The sequence below is a fragment of the Maribacter dokdonensis DSW-8 genome (assembly GCF_001447995.1).
Taxonomy (GTDB): Bacteria; Bacteroidota; Bacteroidia; order Flavobacteriales; family Flavobacteriaceae; genus Maribacter; species Maribacter dokdonensis.
Window position 1 is genome coordinate 222,946 of sequence record NZ_LDPE01000003.1, and the last position, 21,256, is coordinate 244,201.

General features: G+C 37.1%; 15 protein-coding genes and 1 riboswitch. Of the genes, 14 read left to right on the forward strand and 1 reads right to left on the reverse strand.

Features of this window, described 5'->3' with window-relative positions:
- The first annotated feature begins 170 nt into the window (after positions 1-170).
- The 11 genes from I600_RS14660 to I600_RS14710 all read left to right on the forward strand — a co-directional run bounded on the left by I600_RS14660 (position 171) and on the right by I600_RS14710 (position 19,030).
- A complete protein-coding gene (locus tag I600_RS14660) occupies positions 171-1,028 on the forward strand; it encodes a GLPGLI family protein (RefSeq protein WP_082642985.1) in 858 nt (285 codons plus the stop codon).
- A gap of 40 nt (positions 1,029-1,068) precedes the next feature.
- Positions 1,069-3,750: a TonB-dependent receptor gene (locus tag I600_RS14665; protein WP_058105304.1), complete on the forward strand. Its 2,682-nt coding sequence runs from the start codon at positions 1,069-1,071 to the stop codon at positions 3,748-3,750.
- Between the two features lie 263 nt (positions 3,751-4,013).
- Positions 4,014-5,270, forward strand: a complete 1,257-nt coding sequence (gene metK, locus I600_RS14670; protein WP_058105305.1) for a methionine adenosyltransferase — start codon at positions 4,014-4,016, stop codon at positions 5,268-5,270.
- Positions 5,271-5,732: 462 nt separating this feature from the next.
- The gene (locus I600_RS14675; RefSeq protein WP_058105306.1) at positions 5,733-5,930 is read left to right on the forward strand and encodes a hypothetical protein; all 198 of its coding nucleotides are present in this window, start codon (positions 5,733-5,735) and stop codon (positions 5,928-5,930) included.
- Positions 5,931-6,291: 361 nt separating this feature from the next.
- A complete protein-coding gene (locus I600_RS14680; protein ID WP_209439198.1) occupies positions 6,292-8,235 on the forward strand; it encodes a CocE/NonD family hydrolase in 1,944 nt (647 codons plus the stop codon).
- A 16-nt stretch (positions 8,236-8,251) separates the two neighbouring features.
- Positions 8,252-9,049 (forward strand): hypothetical protein, encoded by a 798-nt coding sequence (locus tag I600_RS14685; protein ID WP_058105307.1) that lies wholly within the window; start codon positions 8,252-8,254, stop codon positions 9,047-9,049.
- Between the two features lie 281 nt (positions 9,050-9,330).
- Complete coding sequence (locus tag I600_RS14690; RefSeq protein ID WP_058105308.1) at positions 9,331-10,758, forward strand: amidohydrolase; 1,428 nt, start codon at positions 9,331-9,333, stop codon at positions 10,756-10,758.
- Between the two features lie 87 nt (positions 10,759-10,845).
- Positions 10,846-12,468 carry a sulfatase family protein gene (locus tag I600_RS14695; protein WP_058105309.1) on the forward strand — a complete coding sequence of 541 codons (1,623 nt, stop codon included), beginning with the start codon at positions 10,846-10,848 and terminating at the stop codon, positions 12,466-12,468.
- 242 nt (positions 12,469-12,710) lie between these two features.
- Positions 12,711-12,814: riboswitch (SAM riboswitch) on the forward strand.
- A 116-nt stretch (positions 12,815-12,930) separates the two neighbouring features.
- Positions 12,931-14,205 (forward strand): O-acetylhomoserine aminocarboxypropyltransferase/cysteine synthase family protein, encoded by a 1,275-nt coding sequence (locus I600_RS14700; protein WP_058105310.1) that lies wholly within the window; start codon positions 12,931-12,933, stop codon positions 14,203-14,205.
- Between the two features lie 184 nt (positions 14,206-14,389).
- Positions 14,390-17,776, forward strand: coding sequence for a bifunctional aspartate kinase/homoserine dehydrogenase I (gene thrA / locus I600_RS14705; RefSeq protein WP_058105311.1), 3,387 nt, complete (start codon positions 14,390-14,392; stop codon positions 17,774-17,776).
- 81 nt (positions 17,777-17,857) lie between these two features.
- Positions 17,858-19,030, forward strand: coding sequence for a trans-sulfuration enzyme family protein (locus I600_RS14710; RefSeq protein WP_058105312.1), 1,173 nt, complete (start codon positions 17,858-17,860; stop codon positions 19,028-19,030).
- 70 nt (positions 19,031-19,100) lie between these two features.
- On the opposite strand, the gene I600_RS14715 is transcribed toward I600_RS14710, so the two are convergent.
- Complete coding sequence (locus tag I600_RS14715) at positions 19,101-19,628, reverse strand: hypothetical protein (RefSeq protein WP_058105313.1); 528 nt, start codon at positions 19,626-19,628, stop codon at positions 19,101-19,103.
- A 90-nt stretch (positions 19,629-19,718) separates the two neighbouring features.
- Here I600_RS14715 and I600_RS14720 point away from each other — a divergent pair, with 90 nt between their 5' ends.
- The 3 genes from I600_RS14720 to I600_RS14730 all read left to right on the forward strand — a co-directional run bounded on the left by I600_RS14720 (position 19,719) and on the right by I600_RS14730 (position 21,230).
- Positions 19,719-20,129, forward strand: a complete 411-nt coding sequence (locus I600_RS14720) for an RrF2 family transcriptional regulator (RefSeq protein ID WP_058105314.1) — start codon at positions 19,719-19,721, stop codon at positions 20,127-20,129.
- 199 nt (positions 20,130-20,328) lie between these two features.
- Complete coding sequence (locus I600_RS14725) at positions 20,329-20,592, forward strand: DUF2061 domain-containing protein (protein WP_058105315.1); 264 nt, start codon at positions 20,329-20,331, stop codon at positions 20,590-20,592.
- A gap of 14 nt (positions 20,593-20,606) precedes the next feature.
- On the forward strand, positions 20,607-21,230 hold the full coding sequence (locus I600_RS14730; RefSeq protein ID WP_058105316.1) for a phosphoadenosine phosphosulfate reductase domain-containing protein: 624 nt from the start codon (positions 20,607-20,609) through the stop codon (positions 21,228-21,230).
- The last annotated feature ends 26 nt before the right edge of the window (positions 21,231-21,256 follow it).

The following is a 21,256-nucleotide window of genomic DNA, read 5'->3' on the forward strand; positions in this document are numbered from 1 at the left end:
TGTTCTTGTTCCCAAGAAGAATTCGATGGTACAAGATACAAGATAACAACAGGAAGTAAAAACATATTTGTTGTATGGCATAAAAAAAATGAAAGCAACGTAATTATTAACATACTTCAATTAAACCAAAAGCCAAAATTGGTGTCATACAAGCATTCTAATACGTACACATGAAGATATATAAGTGGTTTTTAAGTTTTGTAATCCTTTGCATGGGCATGAACTTGCATGCACAAGATTTTCAAGGAAAAGCGGTATACCAGAGTAAAACTCAGGTAAATTTTGATTTTGGAAACCGAAATATACCAGAGGACCGAAAAAAGGAGATGATGGAGCGTATTAAAAAGGCAAACGAGAAAACCTTTATACTCAGCTTTGATAAAACAGCATCTATTTATAAGGAAGAGGAGAAATTAGAGCAACCTGGGGAAAGAGGTGGTGGTCGTGGGCCACGGTTTGGAGGTATGGCCGGTACAGATGGCGATTTATATAAAAATATAAAAGAGCAGAGGTATTTGATAAAGAACGAGCTTTTGGGAAAGATTTTCTTGATCGACGATGAGTTGGAGACCTTGGAGTGGAAAATGGGTAGCGAGTCTAGAAAAATAGGAAATTACACGGCGTTCAAGGCAACGGCAACAAAGACTATAAAGCGACCTAATATGAGTGCCATTTTTAGAAGACCGGGCAGAGGTGGGCAAGATAATGAAGAGAAGGAGAAAGAAGCTGAATTTACCATTAAAGAAGTAGAGATCGTTGCTTGGTATACTCCTGAAATCCCTATAAATCAAGGTCCTGGTCTGTATTGGGGTTTGCCGGGGTTAATATTGGCGGTGAACGATGATATTACCACAATTGTGTGTTCGGAGATTACAATGAATCCTTCAGAGAAAATGGAAATAAAAGCACCTAGCAAAGGAAAAAAGGTCAGCCAGGCAGAGTATGATGAGATTTCTCAAGAAAAGATGAAAGAAATGCGAGAGAATTTCAGGAATAGAGGTGGTCGTGGTAGCGGTAGGCCAAACTAATAAAAGTGCTTTTTAATTCATTTCAATTTATACCTATTACATGAGAAACAAAGTGCTTTTAACACTATTGCTAGTGGTGACGTCTGCTGTTGCCTTGGCCCAAGAAATTTCATTGTCCGGTACGGTTAAGGACAGTTTAGGGGTTGGTGTAGATATGGCCAACGTCATTGCGATCAATACGGCTACACAAGGTTTGGAGTCTTACGGTATAACCAACCATGCAGGGCTATTTAAATTGAAGTTGAAAACTGGTGAGCAATACACGGTTAAAGTGAGTTATCTTGGTTTTAAACCGGAGTCGTTTACTTTTACCGCTGGGCAGAATGATGCGATAAAGGATATTGTTTTGCAAGAGCAAGCGGCACAATTAGATGAGGTAGATGTTACTTATGAAATGCCGGTTTCGGTAAAAGGGGATACTATTGTGTATGATACGGATGCCTTTGTATCCGGTACCGAAAAAAAATTAAAAGATGTACTTGAGAACCTTCCCGGTATTGAAATTAACGATGACGGCCAAATTGAGGTAGAGGGTAAAACCGTGAGCAAGGTCATGGTAGAGGGCAAAGACTTTTTTGATGGTGATAGTAAACTGGCGGTAGAAAATATTCCAGCCAATGCATTAAGTAAGGTAGAGGTGTTACGTAATTTTAATGAGGTTTCACAAATGAAGGGACTCACCAATGACGATGATAATGTGGCCTTGAATATTAAACTAAAAGAGGGGAAGAAGAATTTTTGGTTTGGGGAGTTAACTGCGGGTTATGGTCCAGATGATAGGTATTTGGCCCATCCGAAATTGTTTTATTACAGTCCTAAATACAGTATCAATATTATCACTGACCTTAATAATATTGGTGAAGTACCTTTTACCCGTAATGATTATAGGAATTTTACCGGAGGATTCAGAAATCTAAATTCAAGAGGAGGTAGTTCTATTTCTACGGGGGCAGATGGCTTAGGGCTTTCGTCTACCCAGAATAATAGGGCAAATGATATTGACACAAAATTTGCCGCCGCAAATTTTAGCTATGCACCCATGGAGGGTTTAGATTTAAGTGGCTTCGGTATTTATTCGTATACCGGTACCATTTTAAAATCAGAAGGAGTTACATCTTACATTGCCAGTAATGATGTGGAAAGTACTACATCAAATACAGATCAAACAATACATTTGGGTCTGGCTAAATTGAGTGCCAAATATCAGCCAAATGATAGTTTTCAGTTAGATTATGACGCATTGTTAAAACAATCTGATGATACTGAAGAGGTAAACGTACTGTCCATTTCATCTATAACTGATGAGATTGCAGAGGTGAAGAAACAAAAACCGTTATCGGTAAATCAAAATCTGAACATTTACTATACTTTGAGCGATAAGAATATTTTTGCCGTAGAGGCGCAATATTTGTATCAAGATGAAGATCCATTTTATGAAGCAATTAGAAATGAGTTTGCTTTTGTAGATATTTTTCCGGTAGATGAGAACCAAGAGTTGTATAACATTAATCAGGCAAAACAAGTAGTCACCAATAAGGTAGACGCAAAAGTGGATTATTACAGGGTTCTGGGTAGTAAAAGTAATATTAATTTGACTTTGGGTACAACACAGAGCAATCAAAACTTTAATTCGAACATATTTCAGATTTTAGATAATGAAGATGTTTTAAATTTGAATGGCAATGATTTTGGTAATGACGTTGCCTTTCATGTTTCAGATGTTTATGCCGGCTTACACTATAAAGTTATTTCTGGAATTTTCACGTTTAACCCGGGTGTTACCTTACATCAGTTTAATGTAAAAAATGAGCAATTGGGTAGTGTGGTCAAGGATAATTTAACGTCATTGTTGCCAGATGTATATATAAACGCCCAGCTTAAAAAGTCAGAAAACTTACGATTCAATTATCAAGTAACCCGTTCGTTTACAGATGTCAGCAATTTTGCCCAGGGTTATGTGCTGAACAACTATAATTCGCTGTACAGTGGTAACCGCGATCTGGAAAGTGCGTTGAATCATAATGTGTCGTTGAATTTTTTCAGTTTCAACATGTTCAACTTCACCAATATTTTTGCCAACGTGGCATACACTAAACGAATAGACGCCTTAAAAAGTGGGGTGAACATAGTTGGTATCAACAGGGTAAGTAGTACTATTAACTCTAATTTCGATGATGAATCTTTTACGACAAACGGAAAATATGAGCGTACTTTTGGTAAGATAAAAGCATCGGTACAAGGTAATTTAGGTTGGTCTACCACCAATAACCTTGTTGATGATGAGCAGCGAACCTCAAATTCTTTGACACAGAATTATACGGGCGCGCTTTCTACGAATTTTAAAAATGCCCCTAACTTGGAATTGGGGTATAGGTACACCGTAAACAATTATGAAAATGGTGATTTGGAAACTACCTTTTACACCAGTAGGCCCTATGCCCGTTTTGATGCCAGTTTTTTAAAGAACTTTATTTTCACCGTAGATTATGATTATTATAATTATACGGATAAGGAAGATACCATAACCAATACCTATAGTTTTTTAGAGTCTAATTTAACCTATCAAAAGAAAGATAGCCGTTGGGAATATGGTATTAAGGGTACCAATTTATTGAATACCAATACATTGAATAGGGATAGTACCAATGAACTTTACTTTAGTACACAGGCGTATTTTGTACAACCTAGGTATGTGCTATTTTCTGTAAAATATGATATATAATATTTGGTGATACTAGCAAGATAAAGAGCCTTAATTTTAATTGGGTCAATAAATAACATCATATTAAGATAAGGAACAGAACATTTTTTCTATTTTTGCATCTGAATTAAAAAAAAAGAGGAGGGATTTGACTGATTGCAACCTCTGTTTTAGCCTTAGGGTATAAAGCGAAAAAAATGCTAAAGCAGTTGATGTAGATACCTATCGCATCATACTTCTTTTCGGCATTCATACAAATCCCTTCATAGAATAAAAAGTTTGTTATGCCATATTTATTTACATCAGAATCTGTTAGTGAAGGCCATCCGGATAAAGTTGCGGATCAGATCAGTGACGCCTTATTAGATCATTTTCTTGCTTTTGACCCAGAAAGTAAAGTTGCTTGTGAAACCTTGGTAACTACCGGCCAGGTAGTTTTAGCGGGAGAAGTAAAAAGTGATACCTATTTAGATGTACAGAACATTGCCCGTGAAGTCATTAATAAAATAGGATATACCAAGGGTGAATACCAGTTTAGCGGAGATTCTTGTGGAGTTATTTCATTGATCCATGAGCAGTCTCAAGACATTAACCAAGGTGTAGACCGTGGAGCAAAGGAAGAGCAAGGGGCTGGTGATCAAGGTATGATGTTTGGCTATGCAACCAGCGAGACCGAAAATTACATGCCTTTGGCGTTAGATATTTCACACAAGATTTTGCATACACTGGCAGAACTGCGTAGAGAAGGTAAAGAGATTTCATATTTAAGGCCAGATGCTAAAGCGCAGGTTACTTTAGAATATTCAGATGCCAATGAGCCACAGCGTATAGATACTATTGTGGTTTCCACACAGCATGATGCTTTTGATGCCGATGATGAAAAGATGCTGGCAAAGATCAAATCTGATATTATATCAATTCTTATTCCAAGGGTGAAGGCACAATTACCGGTAGAGACCCAAAAATTGTTCGATGATCAGATCAAATATCATATTAACCCAACAGGTAAATTCGTAATTGGTGGACCACATGGTGATACCGGATTAACGGGCCGTAAAATTATTGTTGATACCTACGGAGGTAAAGGAGCCCATGGTGGTGGTGCTTTTAGCGGTAAAGATCCAAGTAAAGTAGACCGTAGTGCGGCATATGCGGCACGTCATGCGGCAAAAAATTTGGTAGCTGCAGGTGTTGCGGATGAAATTTTGGTACAAGTGAGCTATGCGATCGGTGTTGTTGAACCCACATCTATTTATGTAGATACCTACGGTACTTCTAAAGTTGGGTTGAGTGATGGTGCAATAGCTAGAAAGGTGGCTGAGTTGTTTGATATGAGACCTTTTGCCATTGAAGAAAGATTGAAGTTGAGAAATCCTATTTATTTAGAAACGGCCGCTTACGGTCATATGGGTAAACAACCAAGAACTATTACCAAGGTTTTTGAATCGCCATATAATGGTCGTATTGAAAAAGAAGTGGAATTGTTCACTTGGGAAAAACTAGACAAAGTAGCAGAGATAAAATCTGCGTTTAGCATATAAGAGTAAAGTGAAACCGTTTTGCACGGTTAGTACTTACACATCTAATGAATATAAAATGCCTCGTATTTTACGGGGCATTTTTTTGTGCACTGATTTATGGAACGATTGTAAAAACATCAAGAATATTTGGGTTGTTTTTAAGGATTGTTTTTATCGTTGTTTTTGGTGCTCAATAATTCATACAAGCCAATTAACACCTCTTCACAACAAGATTATATACTTTTACCACAAAATCTATTTTGTAGGAAAAGTATTACATATATTTATATAGTAATTATTGGTGAATCCCCAAGTTTTGCCAAGTTATAAGATAAAGAATATGTTAGTACTGTAAAATAAATTATCCATGTAAATACCGGTTGAAGTCCCAAATGTCTGCTTGTATTCCGCATTGTTAAAAAGAGTCTTTGTCTTTAAAAAACCTATAAAATATAAACTTAACCTACGAATGCCATGCTTAAAATGCCCAGATTTCTATTAACGCTTTTCATTGGTATATGGCTGCAATCGTGTGCAAAAGATACAGACCTTATTTCTGAATATGTAGTTTTAGATACCTCAAAATACGAATATCGTTCCGTAGAAATGAATCCGGAATTTAAAATTGAAAAATCTATAGAAAATTTAGAAACAGTTGTATTAATTCCTTTTTCTAATTAAATTTAGATCCAACTAAACACTATTTTAATGAAAGACCAACTACTAAAAGAGACCACCATTGAAGAATATAAAAGCGATTTTTTCACCGGCATTGTTATGCTAATGAGAAAGTTGTTTATGATTTAAATGCTTTTGCTTTTCTCAATTTCCTGTGAGAGAAGTACAGTGCCTATCCAACTATCAAAACTTTATTTTAATATTTCGTTCCCTGTAAATGTTATATTGCGGTCCAATTCTTCTTGCCTTGTTCTCATTTAAAAATGATTGACAGACAGCTAAAGTTAAATTAGCAATTTTCGGTTCAATTTTATTCCGTACAGTAGTAAACTTTCTTAGTTTTAAGATTTCAAACCTTTAAGACATGTCAAAGTTTACCATCAAACAGTTTTTTACGTTCATTTTACTAGCTACAGTACTTATTTCCTGTAGAAAAACAACACAAAAAGTAGCCAATGCCGAGGTTTCTGATACCTACGTGGAGGATAACTACACTAAAAAGGAAGTGGATATTGCCATGCGTGACGGTGTTACGTTACATACCACTATTTATTCGCCAAAAGATACTTCAAAAGAGTACCCAATTATAATGCAAAGAACCCCGTATAGTTCTCAGCCTTACGGAGCGGGTAATTTTAAAACAAAGATCGCGCCCAACATTCATATGATGCAAGACGGCTATATAGTGGTCTATCAAGATGTGCGCGGCCGTTGGTTAAGTGAAGGGCATTATGAAAATATGCGCGCCTATAATCCCAACAAAAAAACGGAGCAGGATATTGATGAAAGTTCAGATACTTATGATACTATTGAGTGGTTGGTCAATAATGTAGAGAATAATAACGGTAATGTAGGTATTTGGGGAATTTCGTATCCTGGCTTTTATTCTACCTATGCCGTGGTAGATGCGCATCCGGCTTTAAAGGCAGCATCTCCACAGGCGAGTATTGCCGATTTCTTTTTTGATGATTTCCACCACAATGGCGCCTATTTATTGAGTTATTTTAGGGCTACTTCATTGTTTGGTACGCCAAGACCAGATGGGGATAAACCTATAGATACGGCATGGTATACATTGCCAGATTTACCAACTGAAGATCAGTATCAATTCTTTTTAGATGAAGGACCGTTAAAGAACTTAGATCGATTTTTTGAATACGAAACAGCCGATACCCCACGTATGGCAAAAGAGGGCGTAACCGATGATTATTTTTGGAACGAACTTAAAGAGCATCCAAATTATGATGAAATTTGGCAAAGCAAGGGCTTGATCCAGCATTTAAAAGATGTAAAGCCAACAGTGGCCACCATGGTAGTTGCGGGCGAATTTGATGCGGAAGATTTATACGGACCGTTAGAAACCTATAAGAATATAGAAAAGTACAATGCCGATAATTATAATACCTTGGTTTTTGGACCATGGGATCACGGCGGATGGGCACGTAGAAAAGGTCAGAATACTGTGGGCAACTATTATTTTGGCGATGGAATTTCTGAATTTTTCCAAGAACATATAGAAACCAAATTCTTTGATCATTTCTTAAAAGGTAATGGCGATAAAAATAGCGGTTTGCCGGAAGCCTACGTTTTTGATACCGGTAGAAAAGATTGGAAAAACTATGATACCTGGCCACCGGCAGGTGTCGTGAAAAAGGATATGTATTTATCTCCAGATCAAGAACTGACTTTTGAGCCAAAAGAAGTGGAAGAAGTAAAGTTTATCAGTGATATTAAAAAGCCGGTTCCATATTCAGAAGATATTAAAACGGTATTTACACCAAGAAAATATATGACCGATGATCAGCGTTTTGCAGCTCGCCGTGGTGATGTCCTGGTGTTTGAAACTGACGTAATGCAAGAAGATTTGACCTTGGCGGGTGATATTTTGGCGAAGCTAAAAGTTGCTACTACGGGTACCGCTGCAGATTGGATCGTAAAAATCATTGACGTGCACCCAGCAGATGAACCTTCTTATGAAGGCATGCAAGACCACTTAAAAATGAGCAATTATCATTTAATGGTACGTAGCGAAGTATTGCGCGGTCGTTTTAGAAATAGTTTTGCTAACCCAGAACCGTTTGTGCCAAATGAAAAAACAGATGTAACCATTAAGTTGCAAGATGTATTCCATACCATTAAAAAAGGGCACAAATTACAGGTACAAGTACAGAGCACTTGGTTTCCGTTAATAGATTTAAATCCGCAGACCTATGTAGATAATATTTTTGAAGCTGATGAGTCGGACTTTAAAACCCAGACACATACGGTATTCACAGATTCAAGTATAGAGTTTTCTGTGTTAGAGTAGTTGTAATATCTTTAAAATGAACTTTCTGGATAAAAATAAATATCAGAATCAAAATAAGACTTATAAGAGGATAATTCTTGATAAGAATCGAATTGATGGGCTTGTAGTAACCATTAGTTCAGATTATATAAGGAAAATTACGGGTACATTGAAAAATGATGACTTTTATGAATTAAGGAACAGTATGGCAATAAGATTAGAAAGTATATATTTTCATTATGAATTGCTATTACAGTTACATACTCCTGGGCAAGATAAAGGAATTCGAGAAATTGGACCTAGGTCGGTGATGGAAGTTTCATTAAAACAACAGTTCTTATTTGATAGTATAATTTTCAATGCAATTTCTTTTTTTGATTATTTGAGCTGTTTTATTTCATTTATACTATTTAAAACCAAAAAGAGCCAATGGCAATCTATTGCAAACTATTCGAGGTCAAAAGTAGATTTTAACAAAACTGATCTCGCTAAAGTTATCGATAAATCAGATCGTTGGTTAGTTTCTAAATTAAATCAATATAGGTCTGAATTAATTCATTATTCAAGTGACAATGTTGGGTTTTCAACTTCTTTTGATTTTAAAAAAGGACAGGAGAAAATCAAAGTTTATGCTCCTCCAAGTTTTACTAAAAAATTTAAAAAGGAATTCCGGAATTTGGAGAAAAATGATTTGGATTTAAATATCGTATTAATTTGGTTGTTAGATACAATCAATCACGAAACTATACAAATTTTATCAAAGATTGAAAGCTATATTGAAACGAATAGAATAATCGAAAATGGTAAAGAAATAATAAAATTTAGGAATAAATAAAACCTGCTTTGCCGATAGTTAGCTAATAATGTTAGAAGAAACTTTGTTAAAAATTAATAAAATTTAAGTTTGGTAGTGGTCAGGCACAAAAGTCTTTTTCTTTCTAATAGTTTTAACTAAGTTAATTTACAGATTGTAGCTATTAATTTTATAGATTCCTTAGAAATAGCGTCGATAAAATTAATAAAATCTATTTGCGATCTTATAATCCAACAATTAAGTTCTAAGGCTTTAAATTTTCCTATTTTTAATACAAGTCAAACTCACCAATCACAAATAAAATGAAAAAGCTAATCGTCGCAATTGCGGGTGTATTATTCCTGCAGCCATTGAGTACTACAGCTCAAAAAAACAAAAAGGAAGTATTAAAAGGTTTAGATGCAGAATTTAATACCTATAAAGCCATAGCAAATGAGCTTTGGGAAAATCCGGAGTTAGGGTATTTGGAAGAAAATAGTTCTGCTCTATTGCAAGAAACACTTGGTGCGGCAGGTTTTAAAGTTGAGAAAGGTGTAGCAGGTATACCAACGGCATTTACCGGAACATATGGCTCGGGATCACCTGTTATAGGAATATTGGGCGAGTTTGATGCTTTGCCTGGGATGTCGCAATCTGCGGAGCCTATTAAAAAATCTAGGGTAGTAGATGCACCTGGTCAGGCTTGTGGACATCATTTATTTGGTACGGGTTCTATGGCGGCCGCTATTTCTGTTAAGAATTGGTTAGATGCTACCAAAAAATCGGGAACCATTCGGTTTTATGGAACGCCGGCAGAAGAAGGTGGATCAGGAAAAGTTTATATGGTAAGAGCGGGACTTTTTAATGATGTAGATGCTATAGTTTCTTGGCATCCGGGAGACCAAAACACCTCTAACCCAAGTACAAATTTGGCAACAATATCAGGTAAATTTACATTTAAAGGTGTTTCCTCACATGCTGCTGCCGCTCCGGAATTGGGGCGTTCGGCTTTAGATGGTGTAGAGGGAATGAATGATTTGGTGAATATGTTACGAGAGCATACTACAGAATCTACACGTATTCATTACGTAATAACAAAAGGTGGAGATGCGCCTAATATTGTACCGGAAGAAGCTCAGGTATATTACGTAGTACGCCACGCTAATAGAAAAGAAGTAAAAGCAGTTTGGGATAGAGTAGTAAAAGCGGCTGAAGGTTCTGCCATTGGTACAGAAACAGAAATGTCTTATGAAATTATAGGCGGTACGTATGACCGTTTGCCAAATGAAGTATTAGCTACTTTAATGCATAAGAATATGGAGATTGTTGGTGGAGTAAATTATACCCCAGAAGAAATTGATTTTGCCAAGGAAATTCAGAAAACATTAAAAACCCCAAAGGAAATAGAAAGTGCTGGTGAAATCAAACCAATGGTTTTTACCTACGGTAAAGCATCTGCCGATACAGGCGATGTAAGTTGGAACGCACCTTTAGCTGCAGTAAGAACAGCAACTTGGGTGCCGGGCACTCCGCCACATAGTTGGCAAGCTGTTGCAGCTGGCGGAACAGATATTGGCTATAAAGGTATGATGGTCGCTGCCAAAACTATGGCATTGACCGCAATAGATATTTTTGAAAAACCAGCTGTATTAACTAAGATAAAGGCTGAATTTAATGAAAGGAGAGGAGCCGATTTTAAATATGTAGCGTTATTAGGGGATAGAGAGCCGGCGTTAGATTATAGAAAATGATACGGACATTTTTCAAATTGTAGTTATACATTATCCTTACTTTTATTAACAGTCAAAACCAACAACCAACAACGAACAACAACCAAAATGAAAAAACTAATTCTAACTGTTGCAGTCCTGCTTTTCTTGCTGCCATTTAAAACTAAGGCGCAAAAAAGCAATGCTAAAAAGCCCAATATCATTTTCATCATGTCAGATGATCATGCGTATCAGGCCATAAGCGCGTATGATGATAAATTGCTGCAAACACCCAACATTGATCGCTTGGCAAAAGAGGGCATGCTTTTTACCAATGCCAGTGTTACCAACTCTATTTGTGCGCCTTCTCGTGCAACCATATTAACAGGCAAGCATACACATATCAATGGGAAAGTGGATAATTATTTTCCGTTCGATACTACACAGGTGACCTTTCCGCAAATCTTTAAAAAGAATGGGTATAAAACGGCGATGTTCGGTAAGCTTCATTTTGGCAATAATCCAAAAGGGGTAGATGAGTTTATGATCTTGCCGGGTCAAGGGCACTATATTAATCCAGATTTTATAGTTACCAATGGTGATACCATAACCAAGCAAGGCTATGTTACCGATATCATAACAGATGTATCACTAGATTGGTTGAAAGAAGAAGCGTCCAATGACGAACCTTTTATGATGATGTACTTGCACAAGGCACCGCACAGACCGTGGTGGCCAAGACCGGATAAGTTCAAGGAGTTCACGAAAAAAACCTTCCCGGAGCCAGAAACGTTATTTGATGATTACAGCAATAGAGGATCGGCGGCAAAGACGGCAGAAATGAATTTGTTGACACACATGATGTATAGTCATGATAGTAAGGTCAGACCGGAAACCTTAGCTAAAATGGAGGGTAAGGTTTTACCGGTAGTGGAGGAATTTCCCAATAGTTTTTACGGTCCGTATAACCGTGCAACGGTAGAACAAAAAGCATTGTATGATCCGGTGTTAGATTCCATCAACGATTTTTTCTATAACAATTGGCCAAAAATGAACGATACCGAAAAAATGAAATGGAAGTACCAGCGCTATATGCAAGATTATTTGGGTAGTATTTCTTCGGTAGATGATAATGTAGGCCGCTTGTTAGATTATTTGGATGAAAGCGGATTGGCGGAAAACACCATAGTGATCTATACCTCTGATCAAGGATTTTATTTAGGGGAGCACGGTTGGTTTGATAAGCGATTTATTTATGACGAATCGTTTAAAACTCCTTTATTGGTACGTTGGCCCAATGTGGTTGAACCGGGAGCTGTAGAAAATGAAATGGTACAGAATTTAGACTTTGCACAGACAATGTTAGAAGCTGTAGGCATCACGCCACCAAGTGATATGCAAGGTGAAAGTTTAATTCCCTTGTTGAAAGGCGAAAAAGAAAAATGGACTAGAGATGCCGTGTATTATCAATATTACGAATATCCATCTGTTCATATGGTAAAGCGTCACTATGGTATTGTGAATAAAGAATTTAAATTGGTGCATTTCTATTATGATGTTGATGAGTGGGAGTTATATGATAGATTGAAGGACCCAAAGGAAATGAACAATGTCTACAATGACCCTGCCTACGCAGATACCGTTAAAAAATTAAAGAAAGATTTAATTGCATTACGTAAAAAATATAAAGACTCCCCGGAGCAAGATCAGATGTATATAGATAAATATAAGAGCGCAGGGATGATTGAGTAGTTTTTCGTGGTTCGTTTCTCGTTGTTCGTTGATAGTAAAATGTCAGTTCGAGTGCTCTTAAACTAATTTTTCTTTAGGTTAAGAGTGTATCGAGAATATTGTAATTGAACAGGTGTACTATTGCTTTTAAGCCTTCAGAAAACTAACAACAAGACCAAGAATTATATATTTTTCATAAAATACTAGGTTTTTAAATTTTTCTGCCTTTATATTTGTAGTTCAAAGTTCACACACGTATTGAATAGTTATCAAGAAAGGTGGAGGGATTAGACCCTTTGAAACCTTAGCAACCCTTTGTTCCATACAAAGAAGGTGCTACATTCTACCCTTAGGGGAAGGATAACAGTAATCGATTTTCTCGATATTACTTTCTTATAACTTTTTGATTTTACTTACTCACAATTTTATGTGTTTAAGTTGGGCTTTTTAATTATTAGAATAATTTTTAAAAACAACAAAATCATGAGTAATCACAAATTAGCAACAAACGCATTACACGCAGGTCACGACACCACTACAAATGGAGGTACAAGGGCAGTGCCTATTTATCAAACATCATCGTATGTATTTAATGATACCGATCATGCGGCAAACTTATTTTCACTTAAAGAACTAGGGTTTATTTACACACGGTTAAACAATCCTACCAATCAAATTTTACAAGATAGATTAGCCGCTGTTGAAGGTGGTGTTGGTGCTGTGGTCTTTGCATCTGGTACTGCTGCTATTTCTACAGGTTTATTGACCTTGTTAAAAGCGGGCGATCATATTGTAGCGTCAAGCAGTTTATACGGTGGCACCTTTAATTTATTAAATGTTACCCTACCAAGATTCGGTATTACGACCACCTTTGTAGATGCATCTGATCCTGAAAATTTTGGAAAAGCGGTACAGGATAATACAAGGGCTTTCTTTGTGGAATCTTTAGGGAATCCGAAATTGGATGTGTTGGATCTGAAAGCGATTTCTAAAGAATCGAAAGCAGCGGGAGTACCTTTTATAGTAGATAATACAGTAGCTACTCCTTCATTGTTAAACCCTATTGAGCACGGTGCCAATTTGGTCATTCATTCATTGACAAAATATATTGGCGGTCAAGGAACGTCTTTAGGTGGAGCAATTATAGATGCCGGTACGTTTGATTGGACCAACGGAAAATTCCCTGAATTTACGGAACCATCTGCAGGTTACCACGGTTTGGTTTATAGTGAGGCATTAGGTGCGGCAGCATTTACCTTTAAATTGATACTGGAAGGTTTACGTGATTTTGGTGGGGCATTGAGTCCGTATAACGCCTTCCAAATTATACAAGGTTTAGAGACTTTGCCGGTACGTATAAAGCAACACAGTGCAAATGCATTGGAATTGGCTACTTGGTTAGAAGGAAGGAAAGAAGTGGCTTGGGTAAATTACCCAGGATTAAAGAGCAATAAATACTATGACTTGGCACAAGAATACTTGCCAAAAGGTCAAAGCGGATTGGTTACCTTTGGTATCAAGGGCGGTTTTGAAGCGGCTAAAAAGGTTACCGATGCTACTAAGATATTTTCTTTACTTGCCAATATTGGTGACACCAAATCATTGATCATTCACCCGGCAAGTACTACCCACCAGCAATTAACCGCAGAGCAGCAAGAAGGTGCAGGTGTAGGGCAAGATTTAATTCGTTTGTCGGTAGGTCTTGAAGATATAGAAGATTTAAAAGCAGATTTAGAGCAGGCATTTGCCAGTCTTTAATATAGGTTGCCCATATAGTCAACAACCGGTCACTGAGCGTAGCCGAAGTGATCGGTGGATTAAGAAAAAAAGAATATTGGTGGCGGCTGAGCCTAGCCGAAGTCATTGAATGTTCAAGAATATATTATTTACATGAGGTGGCTGAGCGCAGTCGAAGCTCAGCCATAAATTGATTTTGAAATAGATGTTACATCAACTACAGATTAAAAAATACAAGACCCTAAGCGGTAGTACTCAAGATATTCAATTATCGTATCAGGTATTTGGGAAGGAGCTTCATACAGCGCCAATAATTTTGGTGAATCATGCATTAACGGGCAATTCTAATGTTACCGGTGAAAATGGTTGGTGGTCTGCCTTGATCGGAGAAGAGAAGTGTATAGATACCAACAAGTACACTATTTTGGCATTCAACATTCCGGGCAATGGTCATGACAAGTTTGTAATAGAGAACTATAAGGATTTTGTAGCCGGTGATGTAGCTAGAATATTTTTATTAGGTCTACAACAGTTAAAGGTAGAACGTTTGTTTGCATTGATCGGTGGATCTTTGGGTGGTGGTATCGCTTGGGAAATGGCAGCATTGCACCCAACGCTGACAGAACATTTGATTCCTGTGGCATCTGATTGGAAATCGACCGATTGGTTAATAGCCAATTGCCAAATACAGGAACAGTTTTTAGTGAATTCTAAACAACCTGTGCATGATGCCCGTATGCATGCCATGTTATGTTATAGGACCCCGGCTTCCTTTAAAGAACGGTTTAAACGAAGTACCAATGAGGAGCTTAAGGTTTTTAATGTAGAAAGTTGGTTAATGCACCATGGCGATAAGTTACAAGAGCGTTTTCAATTGTCTGCGTATAAGTTGATGAACCAATTGTTAAAGACCATTGATGTAACTAGGGATGGTGATGAGAATTTTATTAAGCTACAAAATAGCGATACCAATATTCATATTATCGGAGTAGATTCGGATATGTTCTTTACTGCCCAAGAAAACAAAGATACCTTTAAGCAATTGGCGCAGGCAAAGAGTAATGTAACCTATGGCGAAGTACAATCGTTACATGGGCATGATGCCTTTTTGATCGAGTTTGATCAGATGGAAAAATTGCTGACCGGTATTTTTAATACCAACGGTAATATCAAGAAGATCAAAATCCTAAAATTCGGTGGTAAATCGTTGAGTAATGGCGAGGGACTTGAGCGTGTATTGGATATCGTTACACAAAAGGTCAAAAACAATGAGAATGTAGCCATGGTGGTTTCCGCTAGGGAAAAGGCTACAGATCAGCTAGAGGATATGCTAGAGAAAGCAGCCAAGGGAAAAGATTATAGGTCAGATTTTGAAGCGCTGGAGAAGTATCAAAAACATACCTATTCCAACGTAAATCTATCTGCCGAATTCAAGGGCTTGGCAAAGCTGTATGAAGGAGTTTCCTTGTTGGGAGATTACAGTGCCAAAATAAAAGATGAGGTGTTGGCGTATGGCGAGTTGATCTCTGCCAAACTGGTAACCAAACTATTGATCGGTAAAGGGATCAATGCCAAACTTGTAGATACACGTGAAGTCATTAAGACCGATGATACCTTTGGTGACGCCAAGGTGCTTGAAAATGAATCCAAAGAATTGGTGCTTTTAAAATTCGCTGAAATTCCGAGTGATACGGTAGCGGTAGTAACCGGTTTTATAGCCTCTACAGTGGAGAACGAGACAACTACTTTGGGTAGAAATGGCAGTAATTATTCCGCGGCATTATTGGCAAATTTCTTAGATGCCGAAGAATTACAGAATTACACCCACGTTGATGGTATTTATACGGCAAATCCTGATTATGTACCAGAGGCGAAAAGACTGGCGAACCTGTCTTATGAAGAAGCAAACGAGCTCGCCAATTTTGGAGCTACCATTCTACATGCCAAAACCATAATTCCCTTAATAGAGAAGAACATTCCGTTACGTATTTTAAATACCTACAATGATGATAATGAGGGTACTTTAATAAGCGCCAAATCTAGTAAAGAAGGTATAAAGTCGCTCTCGGTAATAGAAGATGTTGCCATGATTAATATAGAAGGTCGTGGCTTGTTAGGGAAAGTAGGGGTAGATGCCCGTATTTTTAAAGCCTTGCAATCTAGTAATATTAGTGTGAGCATTATTTCCCAAGGATCATCTGAAAGGGGAATAGGTCTTGTGGTGAAAAAGGATAAGGCAAAAAGGGCAAAGCTGGCATTGGAAAATGAGTTTAGCAACGACTTTGAATCAAAAGATGTAAATATGATTACGGTGATGGATGATGTGTCAATCATATCTATCGTAGGTCAAGATTTAAGCACTTTTCACAATCCGTTCAATGCATTGATCAAGAACCAGATCGTGCCGTTGTTGTTCAATAATACGGTATCTGGCAAGAACGTAAGTTTGGTAGTAAAGAAATCGGATTTGCATAAGGCGGTCAATGTTATGCACGGTCAGGTGTTCGGCATCAGTAAGAAAATCAATATTCTGATTTTCGGTCACGGTAATGTAGGCGGTACGTTGATAGAACAGATTTTAAAGTCGGCAAAGTCCATTAAAGAGCGCAAGAAATTAGACTTAAGGGTTTTTGGAATTGCAAACTCAAAAAAGGTATTGTTGAATGAAAAGGGTATTGCCAAGAACTGGAAGACACAACTGGAGCAGAAAGGAAAACCGTATAAGGTTGATGATGTCTTTGAATTTGCAAAGCGTCACCATTTGGAGAACCTTATTGTAATAGATAATACGGCAAGTAAAGATTTCGTTGCCAACTATTTTGAATTTGTAGAGCATGGTTTTGATATTGTGTCATCGAACAAAATTGCCAATACCTTGCGTTACGATTTTTATCAGTTACTGAGGGAAGAATTACAAAAAAATCAAAAGCAATATCTGTACGAAACCAATGTAGGAGCAGGATTGCCATTGATTGATACAATTAAGTTATTACATTTATCCGGAGAGAATATAACAAGGATAAAAGGCGTGTTCTCAGGTTCTTTAAGTTATATTTTCAATACATTCTCAGAAGTGGATGTACCTTTTTCATCGATTTTGAAAGATGCAATGCAAAAAGGATTTACGGAACCAGATCCACGTGAAGATCTTTCTGGAAATGATGTTGGGCGTAAATTATTGATTTTAGCACGTGAGCTAGATTTGCATAATGAGTTTGCAGATATCAATATTGAAAACCTGATACCTAAAAAATTGCAAGATGGTCAGGTAGATTTCTTCTTACAGCATTTAGAAGTGTTGGATACCAAGTTCAATGAAATTAAGAAAAACCAAAAACCAGATCATGTATTACGTTATGTAGGTGATCTGCACGGAAATCTTCAGAAAGAAAAAGGAGTGTTAGATGTTAAATTGGTCTCCGTACCAAAAGAAAGTGCTCTAGGGCAAGTAAAAGGGTCGGATTCCATTATAGAGATTTATACGGAATCTTACGGGGAAAATCCGTTAGTAATACAAGGCGCAGGTGCAGGCGCAGCAGTAACAGCAAGAGGTGTCTTTGGGGATATATTGCGAATTGCGGAGAAGGGCTAGTGAAAAGTACGAAGTACAAAGTCATAAGTACGAAGTATATGAAAGTAGAAATAGGAATAGGAAAAGAGAAGAATTAGTGAAATGAAAAAGAACAACAATAAATTTGAAACGAACGCAATACGTACACAATTAAAACGAAGCGAAAATTTGGAGCATTCCGTTCCATTATATTTGACCTCTAGTTTTGTATTTGAAGACGCTGAAGATATGCGTGCTTCGTTTGCCGAGGAAAAAGATCGTAATATATACTCAAGATATTCTAACCCAAATTCATCTGAATTTATTGATAAGGTTTGTCAAATGGAAGGTGCGGAGAGCGGATTTGCTTTTGCATCGGGTATGGCAGCGGTATTTTCTACATTGGCAGCATTGTTAGATAGTGGAGATCATGTGCTATCGGCAAGAAGTATTTTTGGTTCTACGCATTCGTTGTTTACCAACTTTTTTCCAAAGTGGAATATTGATCACACATACTTTAAAATAGATGCCTTAGAAGAAATAGAGCGTTTAATTACTCCGAAAACAAAAATCATCTATGCGGAAACACCTACCAATCCAGGTGTTGATGTGTTGGATTTGGAGGAATTGGGTAAAATTGCCAAAAAGAACAATCTAATACTTATTATAGATAATTGTTTTGCATCACCTTACTTACAACAGCCTATTAAATTTGGGGCGGATTTGGTCATACATTCCGGTACCAAACTAATGGATGGTCAAGGTAGGGTTTTGGCAGGGATTACCGTAGGTAGTGCAGATTTGATGGATAAGGTGTATCGTTTCTCACGAATTACCGGTCCGGCACTTTCACCTTTCAATGCTTGGGTGCTTTCTAAAAGTTTAGAAACACTGGCAATAAGAGTCGATAGACATTGTGATAATGCTTTAAAGTTAGCTGAATATTTAGAAGCGAGCGATAAGGTAAATTGGGTAAAATATCCATTTTTAAAATCGCACCCAAAATATGAAATTGCAAAAAAGCAAATGAAAGCGGGTGGTTGTGTAGTAGCCTTTGAAGTTAAAGGCGCTTTAGAAGCGGGTAGGGAGTTTTTCGATTCCATTAAACTATTATCCCTTTCTGCCAATTTAGGAGATTCAAGAACCATAGTAACACATCCAGCATCAACAACACATAGTAAATTGAGTGTAGAGGAACGTGCTGCAGTGGGGATATCAGATGGTACGGTCAGAATTTCTGTAGGTCTGGAACATATAGACGATATCATAGCGGATATTGCTCAAGCTTTAGGCTAAAAGAGATAGTGGTAAAAACAAAAAAAGCCCGGTACGTACCGGGCTTTTTGTTTGTTTTATATAAGGTGGGTTATTTTGTTAATGTCATATTATAAGTTGCACTAACGCTAGTTGTAGCACCAAAGAAATCTACAGTTTCATCCACTTCATATCGTAATGACATTTTACCATCTGTAAGTTCTGTAATGGTAAAGCCTACTTCTTCATCACCAGTGCCAAAATACAGGGTACTGCCATCTAGTCTCCATTCATCACTTTCAAAAAAGTCTTCACCGGTTTCTTCTTCAGTTGATGTTTCTCCCATAACCGTAGTGGTAATCACTGTGGTGTAAGAACCTTCACTGGTTACTATGTTAGGGTTTTCTGAAAAAGTAACTACGGTATCAAAATCTTTACCAACTGCGGTGAAAGTAGTGGGTATAGAAGTGCCGTCAAAATTAGTATCTGATCTACCATCTTTTGTTTCTAGGGCGGTCAGGTTCCAGGTACCCGTAATTTGAGATTCACTGGCGTTGGTAACAGCATCTTCATCGTTAGAGCATGATAAGAACACCAAAGTAAATGCACTTAAAAGTGTAGATAATAATATTTTTTTCATGATTTGGATTTTTAGGTTGCCCAGTATTAACGCTAAAATTGTCGTCTTAAGTATTTCTTCGATATTTTATTATTTGGCTATCTTAGCATCATGCTCTCGAAAAAGACAAAATATGGTTTAAAAGCGCTTTCTTATCTAGCGGCGCAAACAGACAAGCAACCTGTTCAAATTTCAGAAATTGCTGAGAAGGAGAATATCTCCCAGAAATTCTTGGAAAGCATTTTGCTAAGTTTAAGAAAAACAGGTTTTTTAGGCTCTAAAAAAGGTAAAGGGGGCGGCTATTATCTTTTAAGGTCACCCGAAGAGATTTCAATGACCGATGTTATGAGAGTGCTTGAAGGTCCTATAGCGATGGTGCCATGTGTTAGCCTTAATTTTTATGAGACCTGCGATGATTGTCCCGATGAAAACACATGCTCCGTACATAAATTAATGTTGCAAGTGCGTGATAGTGCCTTAGAGGTATATAGAAGCAATACTTTAAAGGATATCATTTCTTAGCGTTCAAAATTCATTCATTTTTTAGTTTACTGGAATTCAATATTTTGCGAAATATTAAATTTTTGCGTCCATTTGTTAATAATCTACTAAATCTATAGGGTAATGGAAATTTATCTGAATTTTTGGCGACTACTTTGAAAATATATACTATTTTTGAAAACTCTATTAAATTAGTAGGGTAATAAAAATTAAGTAAAAGATGATTGCAGATCAACTTGTTTTGAACAAAAAAGAGTCAAAGACTACCTATAAAGAAGATAAAACTTCAGAGAAGCCGCTACGTAGTATTGCAAAAGCGTTTAGTTGGAGAGTAATTGGTACGTTAGATACTTTGGTGATATCCTATATATTAACAGGTGAAATTTCTATTGCGGCCTCTATTGCCTCTATAGATTTTGTAACAAAAATGGTTCTGTATTTTTTTCACGAAAGAATCTGGAATTTAGTAAAGTGGGGTAAATAGAAAAGAAAAGGATTATGGCATTGACAGAAGCACAAGTTCAACAATTGAACGTTCAGTTTAAAGGGATACCACCTCAAGAAATTATTTCTTGGGCAGTAAAACATGCTAAGGTTCCTGTAGTGACTACTAATTTTAGACCGTACGAAGTAGCTATTTTGCATGCTGTTTCAGAGGTGAGAAAAGATATTCCTGTAGTTTGGTGCGATACGGGGTATAATACTCCTAAAACCTATAAACATGCAGAAGAATTGACTGAAAGGTTGAATTTGAACATAAAATTATATGTGCCAAAACAGACTACCGCACATAGAGATGCCGTAATGGGTATACCACAAATAGATGATCCTAGGCATGCAGAGTTTACCGAGCAGGTGAAATTGGAACCTTTTAAAAGGGCAATGGCGGATTTTAAACCGGATGTTTGGTTTACTAACCTTAGAAAAGGGCAGACCGCACATAGGGATAGTTTGGATATATTAAGCCTAAGTAAAGATGGTGTATTAAAGGTGAGTCCGTTTTATCATTGGAACGATACTCAGCTAGATGCCTATTTGAAAAAATATGACCTACCTAACGAGCATAACTATTTTGATCCAACCAAAGTGTTGGCAAATAGGGAGTGTGGGTTACATAGTTAATCATAGGTAGTAGAAAAAATAAAGAT

What these genes read in the sequence shown, in the direction of transcription:
- I600_RS14660 (WP_082642985.1), top strand. Translation starts at nt 171, where the DNA reads ATGAAGATATATAAGTGGTTTTTAAGTTTTGTAATCCTTTGCATGGGC.
- I600_RS14665 (WP_058105304.1), top strand. Translation starts at nt 1,069, where the DNA reads ATGAGAAACAAAGTGCTTTTAACACTATTGCTAGTGGTGACGTCTGCT.
- metK (WP_058105305.1), top strand. Translation starts at nt 4,014, where the DNA reads ATGCCATATTTATTTACATCAGAATCTGTTAGTGAAGGCCATCCGGAT.
- I600_RS14675 (WP_058105306.1), top strand. Translation starts at nt 5,733, where the DNA reads ATGCCCAGATTTCTATTAACGCTTTTCATTGGTATATGGCTGCAATCG.
- I600_RS14680 (WP_209439198.1), top strand. Translation starts at nt 6,292, where the DNA reads ATGTCAAAGTTTACCATCAAACAGTTTTTTACGTTCATTTTACTAGCT.
- I600_RS14685 (WP_058105307.1), top strand. Translation starts at nt 8,252, where the DNA reads ATGAACTTTCTGGATAAAAATAAATATCAGAATCAAAATAAGACTTAT.
- I600_RS14690 (WP_058105308.1), top strand. Translation starts at nt 9,331, where the DNA reads ATGAAAAAGCTAATCGTCGCAATTGCGGGTGTATTATTCCTGCAGCCA.
- I600_RS14695 (WP_058105309.1), top strand. Translation starts at nt 10,846, where the DNA reads ATGAAAAAACTAATTCTAACTGTTGCAGTCCTGCTTTTCTTGCTGCCA.
- I600_RS14700 (WP_058105310.1), top strand. Translation starts at nt 12,931, where the DNA reads ATGAGTAATCACAAATTAGCAACAAACGCATTACACGCAGGTCACGAC.
- thrA (WP_058105311.1), top strand. Translation starts at nt 14,390, where the DNA reads ATGTTACATCAACTACAGATTAAAAAATACAAGACCCTAAGCGGTAGT.
- I600_RS14710 (WP_058105312.1), top strand. Translation starts at nt 17,858, where the DNA reads ATGAAAAAGAACAACAATAAATTTGAAACGAACGCAATACGTACACAA.
- I600_RS14715 (WP_058105313.1), bottom strand. Translation starts at nt 19,628, where the DNA reads ATGAAAAAAATATTATTATCTACACTTTTAAGTGCATTTACTTTGGTG.
- I600_RS14720 (WP_058105314.1), top strand. Translation starts at nt 19,719, where the DNA reads ATGCTCTCGAAAAAGACAAAATATGGTTTAAAAGCGCTTTCTTATCTA.
- I600_RS14725 (WP_058105315.1), top strand. Translation starts at nt 20,329, where the DNA reads ATGATTGCAGATCAACTTGTTTTGAACAAAAAAGAGTCAAAGACTACC.
- I600_RS14730 (WP_058105316.1), top strand. Translation starts at nt 20,607, where the DNA reads ATGGCATTGACAGAAGCACAAGTTCAACAATTGAACGTTCAGTTTAAA.